The 17,480-nt window shown below is 43.2% G+C and carries 14 protein-coding genes; 6 read left to right on the top strand and 8 right to left on the bottom strand.

The genetic code is table 11. The annotated features are described in order from the left end of the window. Positions 1–70: 70 nt before the first annotated feature. Complete coding sequence (locus V5804_RS15875) at positions 71–373, bottom strand: hypothetical protein (protein ID WP_369592385.1); 303 nt, start codon at positions 371–373, stop codon at positions 71–73. 202 nt (positions 374–575) lie between these two features. After that, positions 576–836, bottom strand: coding sequence for an MOSC domain-containing protein (locus V5804_RS15870; protein ID WP_369592384.1), 261 nt, complete (start codon positions 834–836; stop codon positions 576–578). A 333-nt stretch (positions 837–1,169) separates the two neighbouring features. Between V5804_RS15870 and V5804_RS15865 the strand changes: the two genes are divergently transcribed. Next, positions 1,170–2,150, top strand: coding sequence for a hypothetical protein (locus V5804_RS15865; RefSeq protein ID WP_369592383.1), 981 nt, complete (start codon positions 1,170–1,172; stop codon positions 2,148–2,150). Positions 2,151–2,293: 143 nt separating this feature from the next. On the opposite strand, the gene V5804_RS15860 is transcribed toward V5804_RS15865, so the two are convergent. Next, the gene (locus V5804_RS15860) at positions 2,294–2,575 is read right to left on the bottom strand and encodes a hypothetical protein (protein ID WP_369592382.1); all 282 of its coding nucleotides are present in this window, start codon (positions 2,573–2,575) and stop codon (positions 2,294–2,296) included. Between the two features lie 336 nt (positions 2,576–2,911). Between V5804_RS15860 and V5804_RS15855 the strand changes: the two genes are divergently transcribed. The 5 genes from V5804_RS15855 to V5804_RS15835 all read left to right on the top strand — a co-directional run bounded on the left by V5804_RS15855 (position 2,912) and on the right by V5804_RS15835 (position 9,505). Continuing rightward, positions 2,912–3,982: a glycoside hydrolase family 43 protein gene (locus V5804_RS15855; protein ID WP_369592381.1), complete on the top strand. Its 1,071-nt coding sequence runs from the start codon at positions 2,912–2,914 to the stop codon at positions 3,980–3,982. Positions 3,983–4,080: 98 nt separating this feature from the next. Then, on the top strand, positions 4,081–6,174 hold the full coding sequence (pta, locus tag V5804_RS15850) for a phosphate acetyltransferase (protein WP_369592380.1): 2,094 nt from the start codon (positions 4,081–4,083) through the stop codon (positions 6,172–6,174). Between the two features lie 235 nt (positions 6,175–6,409). Further along, positions 6,410–7,624, top strand: a complete 1,215-nt coding sequence (locus V5804_RS15845) for an acetate/propionate family kinase (protein WP_369592379.1) — start codon at positions 6,410–6,412, stop codon at positions 7,622–7,624. Between the two features lie 280 nt (positions 7,625–7,904). Next, positions 7,905–8,744, top strand: coding sequence for a three-Cys-motif partner protein TcmP (tcmP, locus tag V5804_RS15840; RefSeq protein WP_369592378.1), 840 nt, complete (start codon positions 7,905–7,907; stop codon positions 8,742–8,744). Then, a complete protein-coding gene (locus V5804_RS15835) occupies positions 8,744–9,505 on the top strand; it encodes a DUF5131 family protein (protein ID WP_369592377.1) in 762 nt (253 codons plus the stop codon). The genes tcmP and V5804_RS15835 overlap by 1 nt, the downstream gene beginning before the upstream one ends. A gap of 42 nt (positions 9,506–9,547) precedes the next feature. Here V5804_RS15835 and V5804_RS15830 read toward each other — a convergent pair whose 3' ends face one another. From V5804_RS15830 to V5804_RS15810, 5 genes are all read right to left on the bottom strand, one after another. Next, positions 9,548–10,597 (bottom strand): PmoA family protein, encoded by a 1,050-nt coding sequence (locus V5804_RS15830; protein WP_369592376.1) that lies wholly within the window; start codon positions 10,595–10,597, stop codon positions 9,548–9,550. A gap of 20 nt (positions 10,598–10,617) precedes the next feature. Then, positions 10,618–11,973, bottom strand: coding sequence for a Gfo/Idh/MocA family protein (locus V5804_RS15825; protein WP_369592375.1), 1,356 nt, complete (start codon positions 11,971–11,973; stop codon positions 10,618–10,620). Between the two features lie 21 nt (positions 11,974–11,994). Continuing rightward, a complete protein-coding gene (locus V5804_RS15820; RefSeq protein WP_369592374.1) occupies positions 11,995–13,359 on the bottom strand; it encodes a DUF1080 domain-containing protein in 1,365 nt (454 codons plus the stop codon). Positions 13,360–13,570: 211 nt separating this feature from the next. After that, positions 13,571–14,080: a DUF962 domain-containing protein gene (locus V5804_RS15815; protein ID WP_369592373.1), complete on the bottom strand. Its 510-nt coding sequence runs from the start codon at positions 14,078–14,080 to the stop codon at positions 13,571–13,573. Positions 14,081–14,501: 421 nt separating this feature from the next. Next, positions 14,502–16,982 (bottom strand): hypothetical protein, encoded by a 2,481-nt coding sequence (locus tag V5804_RS15810; protein WP_369592372.1) that lies wholly within the window; start codon positions 16,980–16,982, stop codon positions 14,502–14,504. Positions 16,983–17,480 lie beyond the last annotated feature (498 nt).

The raw sequence follows: 17,480 nt of genomic DNA, 5'->3' as shown, positions 1-17,480 counted from the left end.
GGTGCAAGCGGAACGGCTTGCCCAATTCAAAAACAGCCGGAGAGGTTTAGGCTGAAATTTTTCAGAAAAATCAAATGCTTAGTTTGCCAACCAGCAAAAAATGCCAGTCTGCGGGAACAATCTTAAAAAAGGTATTTTTTAACCCAAAGGTGGTTTTGCGGACGGAAGCCCAAAACCCGAAACCCAAAAAAAGGGCGATAAAAGAAGCATAACGCAGTAACAGTTTAAAAACAGGAGCGGCAAATTTTTGCTCAACAGAACTTATTTCTGCCACAACATCTTCCGTATATTCCCCTTCTTTTCTTTTTCTGATCAGCCTGGATAACAAAAAACGGTTGGGCTGATTCTCTGTATTTAAAACCCTTTTGTACATATTAAATGCAACCAACGGTTTTGCAACGAGCAAAAGCGCAAGGATGAAAATTAATATTTTTACAGCTTTCAAAGGGTGCATCAGCAATTATGGCTACTGTTATCGAAACACAAATTTGAACATAATGTTACTGATTAAACACTGGTAACGCAATTGTTGCAATAGCAGAATGTAAATTTATTCCAACCTAAGCTGTTGGATTTCATGCTACTTTAAGCACATCGCCCAGATTTATCGTCCCGCCGTTCAATATCCGCGCCGTAATCCCGCCATGTCCACGGACGGCATTGTACCCGCCTTCGCCCAAAATTTCTTCCATCCGCGAACAGGGATGGCATTCGCCCGTGTATTCCAGCAAAACTTCGCCTACCCAAAACGTTTTATCTTTTAAGGCCAGCAAGTTGATGCCTTGGATTACCAAGTTCCGTCTCAGCATTTCGGGCAATACTTCTTTTACCTGCATAAAAATGAAGGACACACCCCTGGCCCCTCTCGAGAGGGGAACCTGCAAACGTCGCCTTTCTAAACGTTAGAAAGGTAGGCGTCATATTTCCCCTCTCGAGAGGGGTTAGGGGTGTGTCCTTTAATAAATAGCTGTACATAACGATGTAATGAATAATAAAAGTTTAAACAAGTTCGATAACAGCGTTTATAGGTTTGCCAATTTTTACCCGGTAAAAGAAGCATTTAAGTTTTAGGCTGATTAAAAACCGGCATAAAACCCAGGTGCAAAAATCAAACAAAAAAAGCTTCGTTTGTTTCCTAACTACATTTTTTAAAGAGCAGGACAAACACAGTGCAAACGTTTTTTAACAAGGCGAAACAAGCGGTTTACATCAGGATAGAACTTCAGCCAGCGCAGGAAGGAATGATCGAAGCAAGCACTTTGGCCAAAATACTAAATGCACTGGAAACTTCTTTTGTAAACCTGGCAGAAGCCGAAATCCAAAACCGGTACAGTGGGCAAACTTCGGCCTTAAAAAAAGAAACCAAACTGTTTTTGGCGGCAACAAAATTAATGGTGGTTGATTTTGATTTCGCCCGGATGACTTTTGCCCTTGCGCCCGACCTTTCGCCCGCCGATTATCCGTTTAAAGTGCTTACCAATTTTATGGCGATAAAAGAAGCATGTTTTAAACTTTGGGTTGATACTGTTTTTACCGATGCTTTTTTTAGTGCCGATGTTGTTGAAAAGATGGCCGAAAAATACAGCGCAAAACAACGGATCGGTATTTTTAAACCGGTTTATGACGAACTGATCAACCAGGAAGGTTTTACAATTTATTTTGGGAACGACGCGACATCAACCTCAAAAAAATGGCTTAAAACAGATGACCAGGCATTGCTGACCAAACTGATGCCCGAAGCTGTAAAAAAAGCCAAAGAAGCCGTAGAAACGTATTACCAATTGGTTAAAACGGGCGAAGAGAATGACCTTTTTGGCAAAAGATCAACTTATAAAAAAGTTTTGGTTACAGAAACTGCCCGGCAGGATGTTTATCCTTACCAGGTTAAAAAAGTCAAGGTTGATCAAAAAGTTGTTTTTTTGAGCAGGCAACTTTCGGCAGAAGTGCAGGTGAAAGACGGCTTTTACCAGATCAGTTTGCCCGAACTTCAAATCAGCGTAACAGAAAAACAACGGGCCGACGCAGAAAAAGCTTTTGATGCCGCGCTGGCCCAACTAATTGACCGTTTTAACAAAGGCAACTTGAACAGCACAAATCAAAAATCAAGAACAGTATTTTTGAAACTAAAGGAATTGTTAACCGAGCATTAAGAATTTGATTAGATTTTGTTTGTCATCCTGAATTTATTTCAGGATCCCTCTTTTCGGTCAGAACCTTGCTTGTGGGATGCCGAAACAAGTTCGGCATGACAAAACACAACCGGCCTTAATTCTCGTGATGCTTCTTTTAGCGGCTAATTTACGTTGTGAAACTTTTCAAAATCTTTTCCGCTCAGCTCTACCCAAATTTGCGTCCCGGATATCCCGGACGCCATTTGCAACGGTTCTTGTATAATATTGTAATAATTTTGAAATGGCTGCGGCAGCTTGCCCAGGTTCGGGTGCTTTTTTACAGGCTTTAAAGTAATACCCGTGTAGGCATCTTGTTTATCAATACAGGTGATTTGCGAAAGGCAATATTTGTACCCTCGTTTGATCAAAAAACCCAGCAAACGTTTGGTCAATTCCGTTTTCATAGCTTTTGGTTAAATAAAATAAATGTAGGTAAATGCTGTTTCAAAATAACCCGTATAAATACCTGAAATGAAAATATTTTTACCTGTTTTTTTATCCAATACCAATCAAGATATAAACCAGAACCGGGAAAAGATAAAGTGCTTATTTCTTTTTAGGAGCAAAACGGTCAATCTCAAATGCTTCTTTTAGCACCCTTTTTTTTGGTGTTAGTTTTTTTGGAAATTGAAAGGATCTGTTCACTAATTTTTGACTGGTAAAAGAAGCATTTGAAATTTGCCGGATAAAACCGATCTTGCAAAAAAACCTGGCCGCCTAAACCAAATATCCTAATAAAATTGAAAAACCTAAACCTCATATTCCTTGCTTTTTTCCTGCTGATTGAAGGAAACATCTTATTTGCCCAACAAAAAAAGGCGGCAACAACATCCGGAAACCCGGTTTTCCCTGGTTGGTATGCCGATCCGGAAGCGATTGTTTTTGATGATACGTATTGGATCTATCCAACTTATTCTGATGATTACGGCAAACCTTCGCCCCAGCCCAAACTCTCGCCGCTGCAATTAAAAACGCAGCAAAACACCATCAACAAACAATATTTAAAGCAAACTTTTTTGGATGCTTTCTCTTCCAAAGACCTTATGTACTGGAAAAAACACCCGAAAGTTTTAACCATTGAAAATGTAAAATGGGCGGCTTACTCGATCTGGGCGCCTTCCATCACCCGGAAAGACGGAAAATATTACCTGTTTTTTGGCGCGAACGATATCCAGAACGACAACCAGCCCGGCGGCATCGGCGTTGCTGTTTCTGATAAGCCCGGCGGCCCTTTTATAGATTATTTGGGCAAACCTTTGGTGGATAAGTTTTACAACCATGCGCAACCGATTGACCAATTTGTTTTTAAAGATGTAAACGGCGAATATTACCTCATTTACGGCGGCTGGCAGCATTGCAACATCGGCAAACTGAATGCTGATTTTACCGGTTTTGTCCCTTTTGCAGATGGTGAAATTTTTAAATCCATCACGCCGGAGCATTATGTAGAAGGCCCTTACATGATTGTTCGGAATGGAAAATATTATTTGATGTGGTCGGAAGGCGGTTGGACCGGGCCGGATTACAGTGTGGCTTACGCCATGAGCGATTCGCCTTTGGGCCCTTTCAAACGCATCGGAAAAATTTTGCAGCAAGACCCGACCATTGCAACCGGCGCAGGCCATCATTCGGTTATCCATATTCCTAAAACGGATGATTGGTACATTGTTTACCACCGGCGACCTTTAACTACCACCAATGGCAACCACCGCGAAACTTGCATTGACCACATGTACTTTGATGAAAACGGGTTGATTAAGCCGGTAAAAATCACCAAAGAAGGCGTTGAAAAAAGGGTTTTGGGGAAATGATTTTCTAAGCGGAAACCGTCAATTTCTCACCTCGCCCCAACAAAAACAGCTTGTGTTTCTTTATCTGTTATCAAAGTTAAAGCAACACCAATTTTTGTATGATAAAAACAGTATTCATTGCCAGCACCGAAGCCTACAGCGGAAAATCCATCATTTCCATCGGGCTGGTAAATATGCTTTTGGGCAAAGCGCAAAAAATCGGTTTTTTTAAGCCGATCATCAGCCAGCATTTCCCGGAAAAGAAAGACGACCATATTGATACAATCCTCACGCATTTTGACCTTCCGATAGCTTACGAAGACACCAACGCTTTTACCTGGCAGGAAGCGATGCGCCAGATGGAAACCGAAAGCGAAGGCGAAATGATTGACACGATCATCCGTAAGTTTAAAAACCTGGAAGATAAATACGATTTTACGGTTGTCGAAGGCACGGATTACCAGGGCGAAGGCGCGGCTTTTGAGTTTGAGATCAACGTGCAAATCGCCAAAAACCTGCGCGCGCCGGTTATTATTGTGGTTTCGGGGGAAGGAAAAACGACGGCGCAAGTAGTAAACGGCGCGCTGGCGGCCATCCATAATTTTGATGCACGGGAAATACAGGTTCTGGCGATTGTGGCCAACAAAGTAAAGCAGCAGAGTTTGCAGGATGTGGAAGATCTATTGAAGCAGCAATTGTCTTCCGGTATTTTAATCGCGGTGATCCCTGAAGATAAAACGCTGCAAAATCCATCGGTAAAAGAAGTATATGAAAAACTGAACGGCAAGCTGCTTTTCGGCAAAGAACATTTATCAAACCAGGTTGATCATTTTATTACCGGAGCGATGAACGTGCCCAACTTCCTGAATTACTTGAAAGAAAACGTGTTGATTGTTACGCCCGGCGACCGCGGCGATATTATCATCAGCGCGTTGCAGGCCAATATTTCCACCAGTTATCCAAAAGTTGCGGGTATTGTTTTATCCGCCGGTTACGAGCCGGAAGAACCGATTTTAAGATTGATACAAGGTTCTGAAACGGTTGTGCCGATCATCGCTGTAAAAACCGGCACGTTTGAAACGACGAATACGGTCGGTGCTATCCGCTCAAAAATTACGCCGGGCGATACCAAAAAAATCCAATTGGCGATTGATACGTTTAACAAGTACATCAACATGCCGGAATTGGACAAGCGCATCATCACGCTAAAACCTTCGGGCATTACGCCGCGGATGTTCCAGTACCAAATTACCAGTTGGGCAAAAAGCAACAAAAAACACATCGTTTTGCCCGAAGGAACCGACGAACGGATTTTGAAAGCTGCCGCAAGGTTAATCAGCCAGGATATTGTAAATCTGACGCTGCTTGGCGATCAGGAACAAATTGCAGCGATCATCAACAAGCTCGACATCAACCTCGATTTGAGCAAGGTAAAAATAGTAAACCCGGCCAGCGATGCGCATTACGATGATTACGTGAACACGCTTTACGAGCTGCGCAAAAACAAAAACGTGAACCTGGAAATGGCGCGCGATATGATGACCGACGTTTCCTATTTCGGCACGATGATGGTTTACAAAGGCCACGCGGATGGCATGGTTTCGGGCGCGGTGCATACCACGCAGCACACCATCCGGCCGGCTTTGCAGTTTTTAAAAACCAGGCCGGGCATTTCGGTGGTTTCTTCGGTTTTCTTTATGTGTTTGCCCGATCGGGTTTCTGTTTTTGGTGATTGCGCCGTAAACCCAAACCCAACGGCAGAACAACTGGCCGAAATTGCCATTTCCTCCGCAGAAAGCAGCTTGCGTTTTGGGATAGAACCGCGCGTTGCGATGCTATCCTACTCTTCCGGCACATCGGGCGAAGGCGAAGATGTAGAAAAAGTGCGCCGTGCGACAGAAATCGTGAAAGCAAAACGGCCGAGTTTAAAAATTGAAGGCCCAATTCAATACGATGCCGCCGTAGATTTGGTGGTTGGCAGCAGCAAAATGCCGGGATCGGAAGTGGCAGGAAGGGCAAGCGTTTTGATCTTTCCCGACCTCAACACCGGAAACAACACGTACAAAGCTGTGCAACGCGAAACCGGCGCTTTGGCCATCGGCCCGATGCTGCAAGGTTTAAACAAACCGGTAAACGATTTGAGCCGCGGCTGTACGGTGGATGATGTTTTTAACACGGTAATTATTACGGCTATTCAATGTCAGGATGTTTAATTTTGATGCTTCTTTTATCGCCTAAAAATTGGGGTAATTATATTTTGTCATGCCGAACTTGTTTCGGCATCTCATCAGAAAGGCTGTTACTTTTCACGAGGGATCCTGAAATAAGTTCAGGATGACAATTCAATGCTTCTTTTAGACCTATAAATTAAATGTTTCCACCGATTAGAGGTTATAGACACCCACCAATTTTTACCCGATAAAAGAAGCATCAGCAACTAAAATCAATATGAACATTTTTGTCATCAACTCGGGCAGTAGCTCCATCAAATACCAGTTGTTTAAAATGCCTTCTTCTGCGCCGGTTTGTATTGGTTTGGTGGAAAGGATTGGCTTGGAAAACGCCGTGATCACCTATAAAACCACCATCAACGGACAGGACTTTAGCATCAGCCAAACGCTTGAAATACCCGACCACAAAACGGCTTTAAAAGAAGTAAACCGCTTGCTGACGGACCGGGAAACCGGCGTGATCCAAAACCCAAACGATATTGAAATTGTGGGCCACCGCATTGTTCACGGTGGCGAAGATTTTACCACCACCACCATCATCACACCGGAAGTAAAAAAAAAGCTGAAAAATACTTTTCAATTGGCGCCTTTGCACAATCCTTCGGCTTACCGGGGGATTGAAGTGGCCGAAAAAATCTTTGCCAAAGCCACGCACATTGCTGTTTTTGATACGGCTTTTTTCCAGACTTTGCCTGCCGAAGCTTTTCGTTACGCCATCCCCAAATCGTATTACACCGATTACAATATCCGCGTTTATGGTTTCCATGGAACGAGCCACAAGTATGTTTCCAATGAAACCAATAAATATTTAAATAAACCGGACGCAAAACACATCACCATTCACTTAGGCAACGGCTGCAGTATGAGTGCGATCAAAGCAGGTAAAGCGATTGATACGAGCATGGGTTTTGGGCCGTTGGATGGTTTGATAATGGGCACGCGTTCCGGAAATATTGATCCCACCGTTATTTTTTATTTGGTTAACCAGTTGGGTTTTGATGTTAACCAAATCAGCAATTTACTAAACAAACAAAGCGGCATGTTGGGCCTGACCGGTTTCAGCGATATGCGCGATATTACCAAAGCTTTGAACGAAGGAAATGCAGATGCAAAATTGGCTTACCAAATGTATGCTTACCGCATTAAAAAATACATTGGCGCTTATGCCGCCGCGTTGAATGGTTTGGATGCTATCGTTTTCACCGCCGGTGTTGGAGAAAATGATGCGTTAATTAGAAAAATGGTTTGTGCCGAAATGGATTACCTCAACATCAAACTGAACGAAGAAGCGAACCAAAAACGCGAAAAAGGCATTCGGGATTTGAGCGCTACCGAATCCAAAGTAAAAATTTTGGTTGTGCCAACGAATGAAGAATTGGAGATTGCCAAGCAATGTTTTGATTTGGTGGAACGGGGAAGGATAACGAGTTAAACCAATGCTTCTTTTATCGGTATAAATTTAATAAGTCAAGCAAAAACCGGCATACTTAAATTAGTGGCATAAAAGAAGCATAATAAAAGTGGTTGACAATGAAGGTTTGGACAATATTAAAATGGTAAAGCTAAAAGTAAACGGAAGGTGGAACGGGGTTAACAAATTTTAGCTACTAAAAGAAGCATGGCGATAGTTGGGAAATTGGGAGAATTAGGTATTGATTAAAAATGATTATCAGAAATACTAATTACTTTAGTAAATTTACAGAAATGATTTTATGATGAATCAATTTGGTGGCAATTGGACGGAAGCGAAGATGAAAATAGTAGTTGATTATGCAAAAGCATACTTAACTATTATGAATAAACAATCTTGGGCAAAAACATTATATTTTGATGGCTTCGCCGGTTCTGGTTTAATTGAAGTTGATGAATATAACGAAGCTGTAAAAGGTACGGCATTAAGAATTTTAGATATTGAACAGCCAGAACCATTTGATATTTATTACTTTGTTGAGAAAGAAGATGAGTATTTCGAAGCACTTAAACAAAACATAAAAATCAACTATCCCAATAAAGACAATGCTTTTGTAGTAAAAGGTGATTGCAATACAAAGTTGTTTGATATGGCTAACTTTTTAAAAAGAGATATTAATTACAGGGCACTTGCTTTTATTGATCCGTACGGAATGTCTGTTAACTGGAACTCCATTGAGTCTTTAAAAGGTTTAGGGGTAGATTTATGGATATTAGTGCCAACGGGGTTAGGAGTAAACAGGTTGTTAAAAACTGATGGTAATATTTCTGATGCCTGGTTAAATAAATTAGAGCAATTTTTAGGTTTGCCAAGAAGTGAAATAATTAATCATTTTTATTCTAAGACAACTGTTAATACTTTATTTGGAAACGAAACTTTTGTGAATAAAGAAAAAAGCGCTATTCAAAAAGCTGGTGTTTTATACACGCAAAGATTAAAAACAGTTTTTGAATTTGTTTCACAATCATTTGTGATGCGCAATAGTAATAATTCAATTATGTATCACTTTATGATGGCAACTAATAATACAGCAGCTTTAAAGATTGCCAATGATGTCATCAAACCAAATTATAAATTATAATGGCACAATCAAATATAGAATGGACAGAACTAACATGGAACCCGGTAACAGGTTGCAATAAAATTAGTCCGGGTTGCAAATTTTGCTATGCAGAAGTAATGTCCAGGCGGTTAAAAGCGATGGGCATTGAAAAGTACAAAGATGGCTTTAACATTCGTACACATACCAATGCTTTGAATATTCCTTTCACCTGGAAAAAACCAAAAGTAGTTTTTGTTAATTCCATGAGCGATCTTTTTCATCCTGAAGTTCCGGTTGAATTTATCAAAGCTGTCTTTGCCGTAATGAACAAAACACCTCAACATATTTATCAAATATTGACCAAACGATCTGAAAGGTTATTGGAATTATCAACTGAATTAAATTGGACAAGTAATATCTGGATGGGCGTTTCCGTAGAAAGTGAAGATTATACTTTTCGGATAAACGACTTATCTAAAACTAACGCTGCAATTAAATTCCTCTCCATAGAACCTTTAATTGCACCGGTTAAAAGTTTGGATCTAGAAAAAATTAACTGGGTAATAGTTGGCGGGGAATCCGGCCACAAAGCAAGGCCCGTTCAAAAAGACTGGATTGATTTTGTAAAAGCCGAATGCGGAAAAAAAGGTGTGGCATTCTTTTTTAAACAGTGGGGAAAACCTAAGTTTAATGTAAATCCACAGGATCCAACTATTTTGGCTGACCATCCTCATCATGCTAAAGGTGGTTGTGAATTGGATGGAAAAATATACCGGGAAATGCCAGAAAAAGCTGCCTAATAAACAGCAGCTTTTTACCATTCAGCAAATGCTTCTTTTACCCTAATTTTTTCGGGCAAAATCAGCCGTAAACTTTTTAATTTGGGCCGTAGAAATGCTGTTCTTCCCTTCCTCAACCACAATTCGGTAACGAAAAGTAACCGATTGCCCTTTTTTTAACTGCAAATTTTTTGCGCTTTTGCCGTTGGTAAAAACCTTTTCGCCAAGCGGGTTTGCGGCAAACAAGCCATAGCCGCGCGCATGCCAAAAGGTTGGATAGTTGGGGTTTTGCGGATGATCAATGATGACTACACTTACCGAATCCGCTCCCATTTTGCCGTAAACTTTGCACCAGTTGCCGCGCGTGCTCCAGGCATCGTTTCCGGTTTTGCCTTCGCTGGTGAGGTAGTTTCCTGTGGCCACGTTGTCCGTTCCGCCTTTTACTACGGTTACATTTCCTTTATCGTCTGTAAATTTTTGGTCTTCTTTGGTCGGCATTTGCAGTTGATGTGCCAGCCGCATCCCCAACAAACCATCTTTGGCATCGGTAAAATTAACATCGGTGTTGGCCTTTAAGGTAGTTGTCCGGTCAATCAGGCGATTATGGCCAACTTGTGTAAATTCAAACCGGGTTGTTTCTTCCAGTAAAATCGAATTTTGTTGGTTCACCCAGTTGGCATGGTACGCCAATATACCTTTTGCACCGCTTTTTAGGTCGAGGATTTTATCGGTTTTGATCCAGCCATACTGGCTTTTTTTCTCCTTTGGGATGGCGTAAGAATTGTTCCAGAAATCCAGCCCGTTCACATTCTCAAAATTAAACCAAATACCAATGTGATGCGGATGGTCGGTTGGGTCGCCAGACTTGGGGTTTAAAGGAAAACCGCGGGTTACATCCGTTCCTTCAGCCGTAAAAACCGGGTACAAAACCGGCTTTTCCAATGTATCCGGGTACAAAAAGCTGGTAAAAGGTTTGTTGCCGATAAACACATCAATTTTATTTTTATTGGCCTCTTTCAGCACCTTCACCATTTCATTGGATTGGGCAAAAGCAGCCGAAAAAAACGACGTGCCGATGGCGCAAACCGCTAAGTATTTCAAATATTTTTTCATTGCCGATGCTTCTTTTATCCTTAATATTTAAATGCTTTGCCGCCAGCCATTACTTCCTGCGTCCGTTCGTCAAACGTAACTTTTTGGCCGGTGTGCACGGCGGCGTTCGTCATGATGGTAGCGATAGAATGGCTGTAGCCTGCTTCAACCGGCGCGTGGGGCTGTTTGCGGCTGCGGATACATTCCATCCAGTTGCGCACATGGTTGGAAGTCAGCACATCACCGCCGGTATTGGCAGAAGACACTACTTTTTCGGTGTTGGACAAACTTAGTTCGGGCAATAAATTGGGCTGCATGCCCATTGCCGCTGCAAAGTTTTTGGTTAAGCCGCCTGTGGGCGAAACTTTGTTGGTGTTGAGGTTAAGCTCGCCGCCGTTGGAATAATAAATTTCGGCCGGGTTGTCATCGCCGTTGTGCATCCGCGAAGAAAAAGTAACCTGGAAACCATTTGCAGGATCAGCCATTGGGCCATAATCAAAAACCGCGGAAATCGTGTCCCAGTTTTTGCGGCCGTCTTTCCAGGCATAAATCCCGCCGTTGGCCACTACGCTGCGCGGATGCTGCAAACCGGTAAACCAATGCACGGTATCAATTTGGTGGCTCATCCATTGGCCGGGCAAACCGGATGAATATGGCCAGAACAAACGGAACTCTAAGTATTTTCTCGGGTCGAAAGTATCATGCGGACGGTTCATCAAAAAGCGTTTCCAGTCGGTGTCTTCTTCTTTCAGCAAAGGCACTTCTTTTGGCCGTCGCCATCTTCCCGGCTGGTTTACGTTCCAGGTAAGTTCTACCATCGTGATCGGCCCAAACTTCCCGGAACGGATAAACTCGTTGGCTGCCTGATAATTGCTGCCGCTCCTGCGTTGCGAACCAATCTGCACAATCCGGTCTGTTGCTTTAATGGCTTTTAATGCATTCCGGTTGTCTTCCATGGTTTCTGCAAAAGGCTTTTCGCAATACACATCGCAACCGGCTTTTACCGCTTCCATGGCGTGTAAAGCATGTTGGAAATCGGCTGTGCCTACAAAAACAGCGTCCACCAGTTTTTTATCGTACATTTCTTCGTTGTTGCGGCAGGCGGCCACATCATGCCCCATTTTTTCTTTCCACATGGCCGCGCCGGTTTCCCTTCTTTTGTTCCAAATGTCGGATACGGCCACAAAATCAAAGTTCAGTTCTTTGTAGTGGTTCATAAAACAAGGCATGTGCGTGCTTCTGTGCCTGTCGGAAAACCCAACTGCGCCAACCCGAACCCGGTCATTGGCACCAATAATCCGGTTGTAGCTTTGCGCGCTCCAGCCAACTTTAGAAACCATAACACCGGCACCGGCCAGGGCAGCTTGTTTGATAAACTGACGACGAGAATTTTCCATACTTCTTTTATCGGGTAAAAATTAGTGTAACTCTTTGATTTTGATACTGCGGAAGGAAACCTGGTTGCCATGGTCTTGCAGCAGCAAATGGCCGGCCTTGGCCTCGCCAAAATTGGGCCAGATATGGTACTTGCTGAGGCTGACCAAATGTTCAAACTCTTTGGAGCCGCGGTCGTATTCCAAAACTTTCAACCCGTTAAGGTAATGTTCCACGTGGTTGTTGGGGTAAACCACCACGCGGCCGGTATTCCAGGCGCCAATCGGATGGATGAAACGCGCTTGCTTTTTAGCCGTTATTAAATCGTACAAAGAAGCCAGCGTGCGGTCGCCGTCGCGGCCCAGTTTTGCGTCCGGGTGCAACTCATCGTCCAAAACCTGGTATTCCAGCCCGATGGCCGAACCTTCTGTTTTTTCCTTCAGCGTTACAAAATATTTCAGGCCGCTGTTGGCGCCAGGCGTGAGTTTAAAATCAAAAGAAACATCAAATGCGCTGTACAAACCGGTGGTAACAATATCCCCGCCGTTGGCCGCTTCTTTTCCCGCAGAATTTAAAACGGTCATCAACCCGTCTTCAATTTTCCAGCCTTTTGCCGGGAAGGTTTCTGCCGTCGCGCTTCTCCAGCCTTCCGAATTTTTTCCGTTGAACAGCAGTTTCCAGCCGTGCGTTTTTTCGTAACCGTTGATGAAGTTGGGCACGTTGTTTACCACATAAATATCCGCCGGAAAAGCACTTGGTTTTAAGTTGGATGTTTGGATGCGGATATTTTTAAAATACACTTTTTTGCCGGCCTGCGCTGCGGTGGTAACGGCATGTACCTGCAGACCGATAAAGCCTTCGCGGTCAATGGTATCAACCACATAAGCAACCGGAATATTGTTGATCCAGGTTTTGGTTTCGTTGCCGATACATTCAATTTTGATATGGTTGTATTGGCCAACTTTAAAAGCGGTTTTTGCTTTGGCGTTTAAATCTACCGGGTACAGCCATTGGCGCCGGTCTTCATCGTAAACACCGCCCGACCAGGCACGTGCCGAAGGATCAATTTCTACCTGACGGCCGTAAACTTTTCCGTTGTGGCCTTCGGTATTGTAGTGGCTCCTGATCTGGACTCCGGAGTTGCTTTCGGCGCTTTCGATCTTCGCATCCAAATTAAGTACAAAATCACGGTATGCTGCTTTTGTTACCAAAAAACTGTTGCCCGAATTGATGACCGTTGTGCCTACAATTTCGCCGTTTTCGGCTTTATAGTCTGCAGTCCCGGCCTTACGCTCCCAGCCGTTTAAAGTTTTGCCATCAAAAAGATTGGTGGTTTGTGCCTGCACTAAATTTTGTGCCATAAAAACAGCACTGATCAGTAACGCAATGATTAGTCCGAATTTTCTCATCGTTATAAAATAATGTTTGTTTTGTTCGTCAATCTCCAGCAAATATTTACACCGGATTTAATGAAAGCCAAACAAAACGGTTAAAGCAAATGGTGGTTCACTTTTGGGTTTGATAAATTGGTTTGTAAAAAACGACAAAGCAATGCTAATCAATTTTATTGCTTATACAAAACGGAACGTTGTAATATTTTTGATCCTTTTTTGACGGAGGTCAATATTTTATCCGAAACCTATTCAATATAAAGTGGAGCAGCCAGATGGGGCCGATCAGCAGGAATTTCAGATCATCCAAAAAGGATGGTTTTTTGCCTTCGATTTTATGCCCGATGATTTGGCCGATCCAGGAAAACACAAAAACAACAAGGCAGGATTGCCATAAATGCGGGCCGCCGGCTTCCTGCCATTTAATCAATAAAGAGATGAGGTAACAAAACAGCATCACAACCATCAGCATAAAATAGGAAAGTACCGGTGATAATTTGTAGTAATAATAAATAGCAAAAGCGATGAGAAAAGAGGCCCAGTTGAACATGCCGTTAAAGCTGCCCAAAAACCGTATGTACGGAAACGGGATGGCCCAAACCAGGCCCAACAAACTAAACGCAATCAGCGGGACGCAGACCCAATGAATGCGTTCGTTGCTTGGGTTTTGGTGGCTTTCGGCGTATTTTTTAAAGTATTCGTCCACCAATCGGAGCTTTGGTTTTGCAGCAGTTTTCATCAGGGTTTAACTGGTTGATGGTGCGAATGTAAGCTTATTTACGGGGAATGGAACGGCGTTTTCGGCACGGAAATACTGCTTGTATAATTTTTTTTGTTTGGCTTGATGCTTCTTTTAGGGCATAAAATTTAGTGTCCGGCGCTTTTGATTTTTTTGGCTAAAGCCCCTGGCCTGCTTCTGTTATCCCCGGCCTGAAGGCCGGGGCAATGAAACACCTGAAAATTTGTAAAGCAACATCGTTCAATTGCCGCTGTTATTTTCTGCTATTCTATTTGCCGCTATTCATTGCCCCGGCCTTAAGGCCGGGGTTTAAAACGCCCGATTATTGGCTTTAGCCAAAACCACCCTTCAAACTTTCCCCATAAAAAACCCTTGTAAAAGAAGCATTTACAAGGGTTAATATTTTTAAAAGAATTACCTGTTATTGAACTGGTGGCGCATCGGTATTTGGTGCAAGCCTTGATTTTGCATTGGTAAAAATAGCATGGTTCCTCGGGCCAAAAGTAGTTTTGACTTCGCTCGATGCCTCGTCCACTTTATGCGGCGTTTCGTTGCCGTTGGTAGATTGATACGTTTCGGTTTTCTTGTACTTGGTACTTAAACTGCCCGAAGCAAAATGGTAAGTAATGGTTAATGCGCCAAACAAATTTCCGTTGATGGTATTTTTAAAGGTCTCTGTACTGATCAACTTAGCGCCGTTAATGGGCACGGTATATAAGTTATAAAGCCCTGCCGTACCTTTAAACTCAACATTGGCTTTTTGGATGCCCACATGCACGGCTCCATAACTGCTGGCCGCATAAGTCGCTTTTACATCGCCGTTAACAACCATGGTATTAGCAATTGCGGCATTAAAAACACCGCCTGGATGCGCGCGGTTGTAATCGCGGTCCCACTCGCCATTGCCTGTTTGCCCGTTGCCCCCCGCCGAAATGGTTTTGTTTTTGATACCGGTATTGTTGGTTTCGCCGGTATATTCCAAATCTACGGTCAGGTGTGAACCCCGGCCTTCGGCAATTTTGCCCAGCCCGAAGTTGATTACGTGGGCCAAGCCGGTATAACGGTAATAAGTCATCCCCTGGGAAAGGTCAAAAAATCTTTCGTATGGGTTGACGCGTTCGCCGGTGGTTAAATAGGTGGCGTCTGTGGCCACCAAAAACGGCCCAACGCTTAAGCCCACATGTCCGCCCCAGTTAAAGTAATTGCTTTTGTATTGCGGCACAGCGCCCAAAGGCCCGGGCGTAGTGCTGTTGTCATCACCAACACTGCGCTGCCCATAACCTACAAGCACGCCAAACTCCGGGTAGATAACCGGTTTAACACCTTTTTCTATAAGGTTAATCATATTTGAAAAGTAAATATCAGAGCCTAAGCGCATTTCCAAACCGTTTTGCGTAACACGCGAACCTTTTTGGTTGATGTTATTGCCGTTTAAAAACTCAGGGACGAAATCAACGGCATCAAAAGCAGCACGGTATTCGGTATGGCGGCTGCCCAAACTGATCGTCGGGTTAAACAAAACCGCATTTTTTGTTTCCCGGGTTTCGGTGGAAGCATAATAATTGACAATGCCGACACCAACCTGCTGCAAGGTTAAATAAGCTTTTGGCCGAACAATAACCGGCACATCCGGAGAAGCGACGGCAACCAAAACCAAATCAGAGTTCGTCATGTCGTTGGTTTTGCTTTTTCCAAAACCTAAAGATTTTAATTGTTCGGTTCCATGGTTGGCCAGTTCGCCCAAACGTTTTGGCGTAAACTCGGTGGTTTGCCTGGCCGGGATAGCACCTTTGCCTTCCACCAAACTTTTCAACAGTTTTACGGCATCGCGCTCGCCATAATGCAAAGCGGTCAGCGTCATCAGTTCCATCGCTTTGTCGTGGGCGCGGGCTTGTATTTTATTTGCGTTGATGACAGAATCTTCCGTTAACAAAACTGGCCCTTGCGTTCCGGGTACGTTCGCATCAAAAAAGTTGTTGTTTTTCAGCGCATTCACCACATTGCTGCTTTGGCCTTTTTTCAAATCATTGGTCAAAACATCCACAAAGTTTCGGGTTGCCGGATGCCGGGTGATATCGCCCTGCTGCAAATCAATCAACTGGAAAAGCGCGCGCCGGTAGTTCTCGTTGGCGTTTTCTTTGGAGATTTTTCCGGGGAAAGTATGCTCGCGAAAATCTAATACGGCTGCTTTTTCTGCCTCATATTTGTTTTTCCCTTTCGACTGGTTATTGGTCAAAATCTGCTTCAGCGTAATTTCTTTTCCATCATAATCAATAATTGATAATCCCGGTGTTTCGCGCATTTCGCGCGTAGCAGAAGTGATGGTGATGGTGTTACTTAGTTTGGTGGCATAATCCCGTGCCATATAAGCCAGAAAGATGTTTTCTTTCCATTGAGACTCATTGTTGGAAAAAGAGCCCGGCTTGGCCGCAACAGTTGCCCGAAGATTGCTCAATACCAATGGGTTAGTGCTGGAGGTTACATCCGCTTCGTTCTCTGTCCTGAAATTAATGCTTTCGCCTTTGGGCAAATGTTTGTTCACCAAATCAAACAACACCACAACGCCGTTTGCGCCTTGTTTCACCACGTATTGCAGGTCATCATTGCTGAACAACTGCTGGATGGGAACGCCTTTTTTCGTGTCGTATTTAGTAGTATCTGCCAGCATTTCGGCCGCTTTTACCGCCGCGCCAACGATGCGCGAATCAGGTTGGTAAGGCTGGGTGGTGGTTTTGAAAGTAGATAATGGATCGTTCGGCGAACGCTTGGTTTTGGCCGTGTCCTGCGGCGCGCGGTATTGCGCACGGACTTGGGCCGACAAAACCAGACAACCACACGAAACAGCAAAACAAAGGGCAAAGCGGTGGTTGAAAAAATTTTTAATAAGGATAGGTTTTTTCATAAATGAATTGATTTATTGCAGTATTGATAGAATCATTAAGTTTATTTTAGGTTTAAATCCGGTACAAAGGCTCAACTTCTGTACCATCGGCATGAGGCTTTAAATTTAGCATTTATTTATTCAATTAAAATTAATTGAGAAATTTGCTCTACAGATTGGGGAATTTATGCACCGGAACCTATTTTCCTGTGCCGTAGCTTATACGCAAAAACTTAATGCAGGTTTTAAACTTAGGGCTGATGGAAATGCAGTTATGCCGATGCTGTTTTTATGGCTATAAATTCAGGATAAGTTTTTAAAAGGTTTTGCCGAAAGGCACAACACGTATTAAAAAAAACATTCGATATTAGGGCCGCCAGGATTATACAACCAATTGATGCTTCTTTTACCGGGTAAAAATTTGTGCCTGCTGATTGCTTTTTAGGAGATTTGAACCACTGATTTTCTATATTAAGTTGTCCAAACTTATTGCTAACTACTTCTTTTATCGTTGTTTAA

The sequence above is a fragment of the Mucilaginibacter sp. genome, assembly GCF_041088075.1.
Taxonomy (GTDB): domain Bacteria; phylum Bacteroidota; class Bacteroidia; order Sphingobacteriales; family Sphingobacteriaceae; genus Mucilaginibacter_A.
The sequence above is the reverse complement of the archived record's forward strand: the minus strand, read 5'-3'. Positions and strand labels throughout refer to the sequence as shown.

Bases quoted from the DNA above. Each gene is read 5' to 3' on its own strand.
- tcmP (WP_369592378.1), top strand. From the start codon at position 7,905: ATGATGAATCAATTTGGTGGCAATTGGACGGAAGCGAAGATGAAAATA.
- V5804_RS15835 (WP_369592377.1), top strand. From the start codon at position 8,744: ATGGCACAATCAAATATAGAATGGACAGAACTAACATGGAACCCGGTA.
- pta (WP_369592380.1), top strand. From the start codon at position 4,081: ATGATAAAAACAGTATTCATTGCCAGCACCGAAGCCTACAGCGGAAAA.
- V5804_RS15845 (WP_369592379.1), top strand. From the start codon at position 6,410: ATGAACATTTTTGTCATCAACTCGGGCAGTAGCTCCATCAAATACCAG.
- V5804_RS15810 (WP_369592372.1), bottom strand. From the start codon at position 16,982: ATGAAAAAACCTATCCTTATTAAAAATTTTTTCAACCACCGCTTTGCC.
- V5804_RS15875 (WP_369592385.1), bottom strand. From the start codon at position 373: ATGTACAAAAGGGTTTTAAATACAGAGAATCAGCCCAACCGTTTTTTG.
- V5804_RS15860 (WP_369592382.1), bottom strand. From the start codon at position 2,575: ATGAAAACGGAATTGACCAAACGTTTGCTGGGTTTTTTGATCAAACGA.
- V5804_RS15815 (WP_369592373.1), bottom strand. From the start codon at position 14,080: ATGAAAACTGCTGCAAAACCAAAGCTCCGATTGGTGGACGAATACTTT.
- V5804_RS15820 (WP_369592374.1), bottom strand. From the start codon at position 13,359: ATGAGAAAATTCGGACTAATCATTGCGTTACTGATCAGTGCTGTTTTT.
- V5804_RS15870 (WP_369592384.1), bottom strand. From the start codon at position 836: ATGCAGGTAAAAGAAGTATTGCCCGAAATGCTGAGACGGAACTTGGTA.
- V5804_RS15830 (WP_369592376.1), bottom strand. From the start codon at position 10,597: ATGAAAAAATATTTGAAATACTTAGCGGTTTGCGCCATCGGCACGTCG.
- V5804_RS15825 (WP_369592375.1), bottom strand. From the start codon at position 11,973: ATGGAAAATTCTCGTCGTCAGTTTATCAAACAAGCTGCCCTGGCCGGT.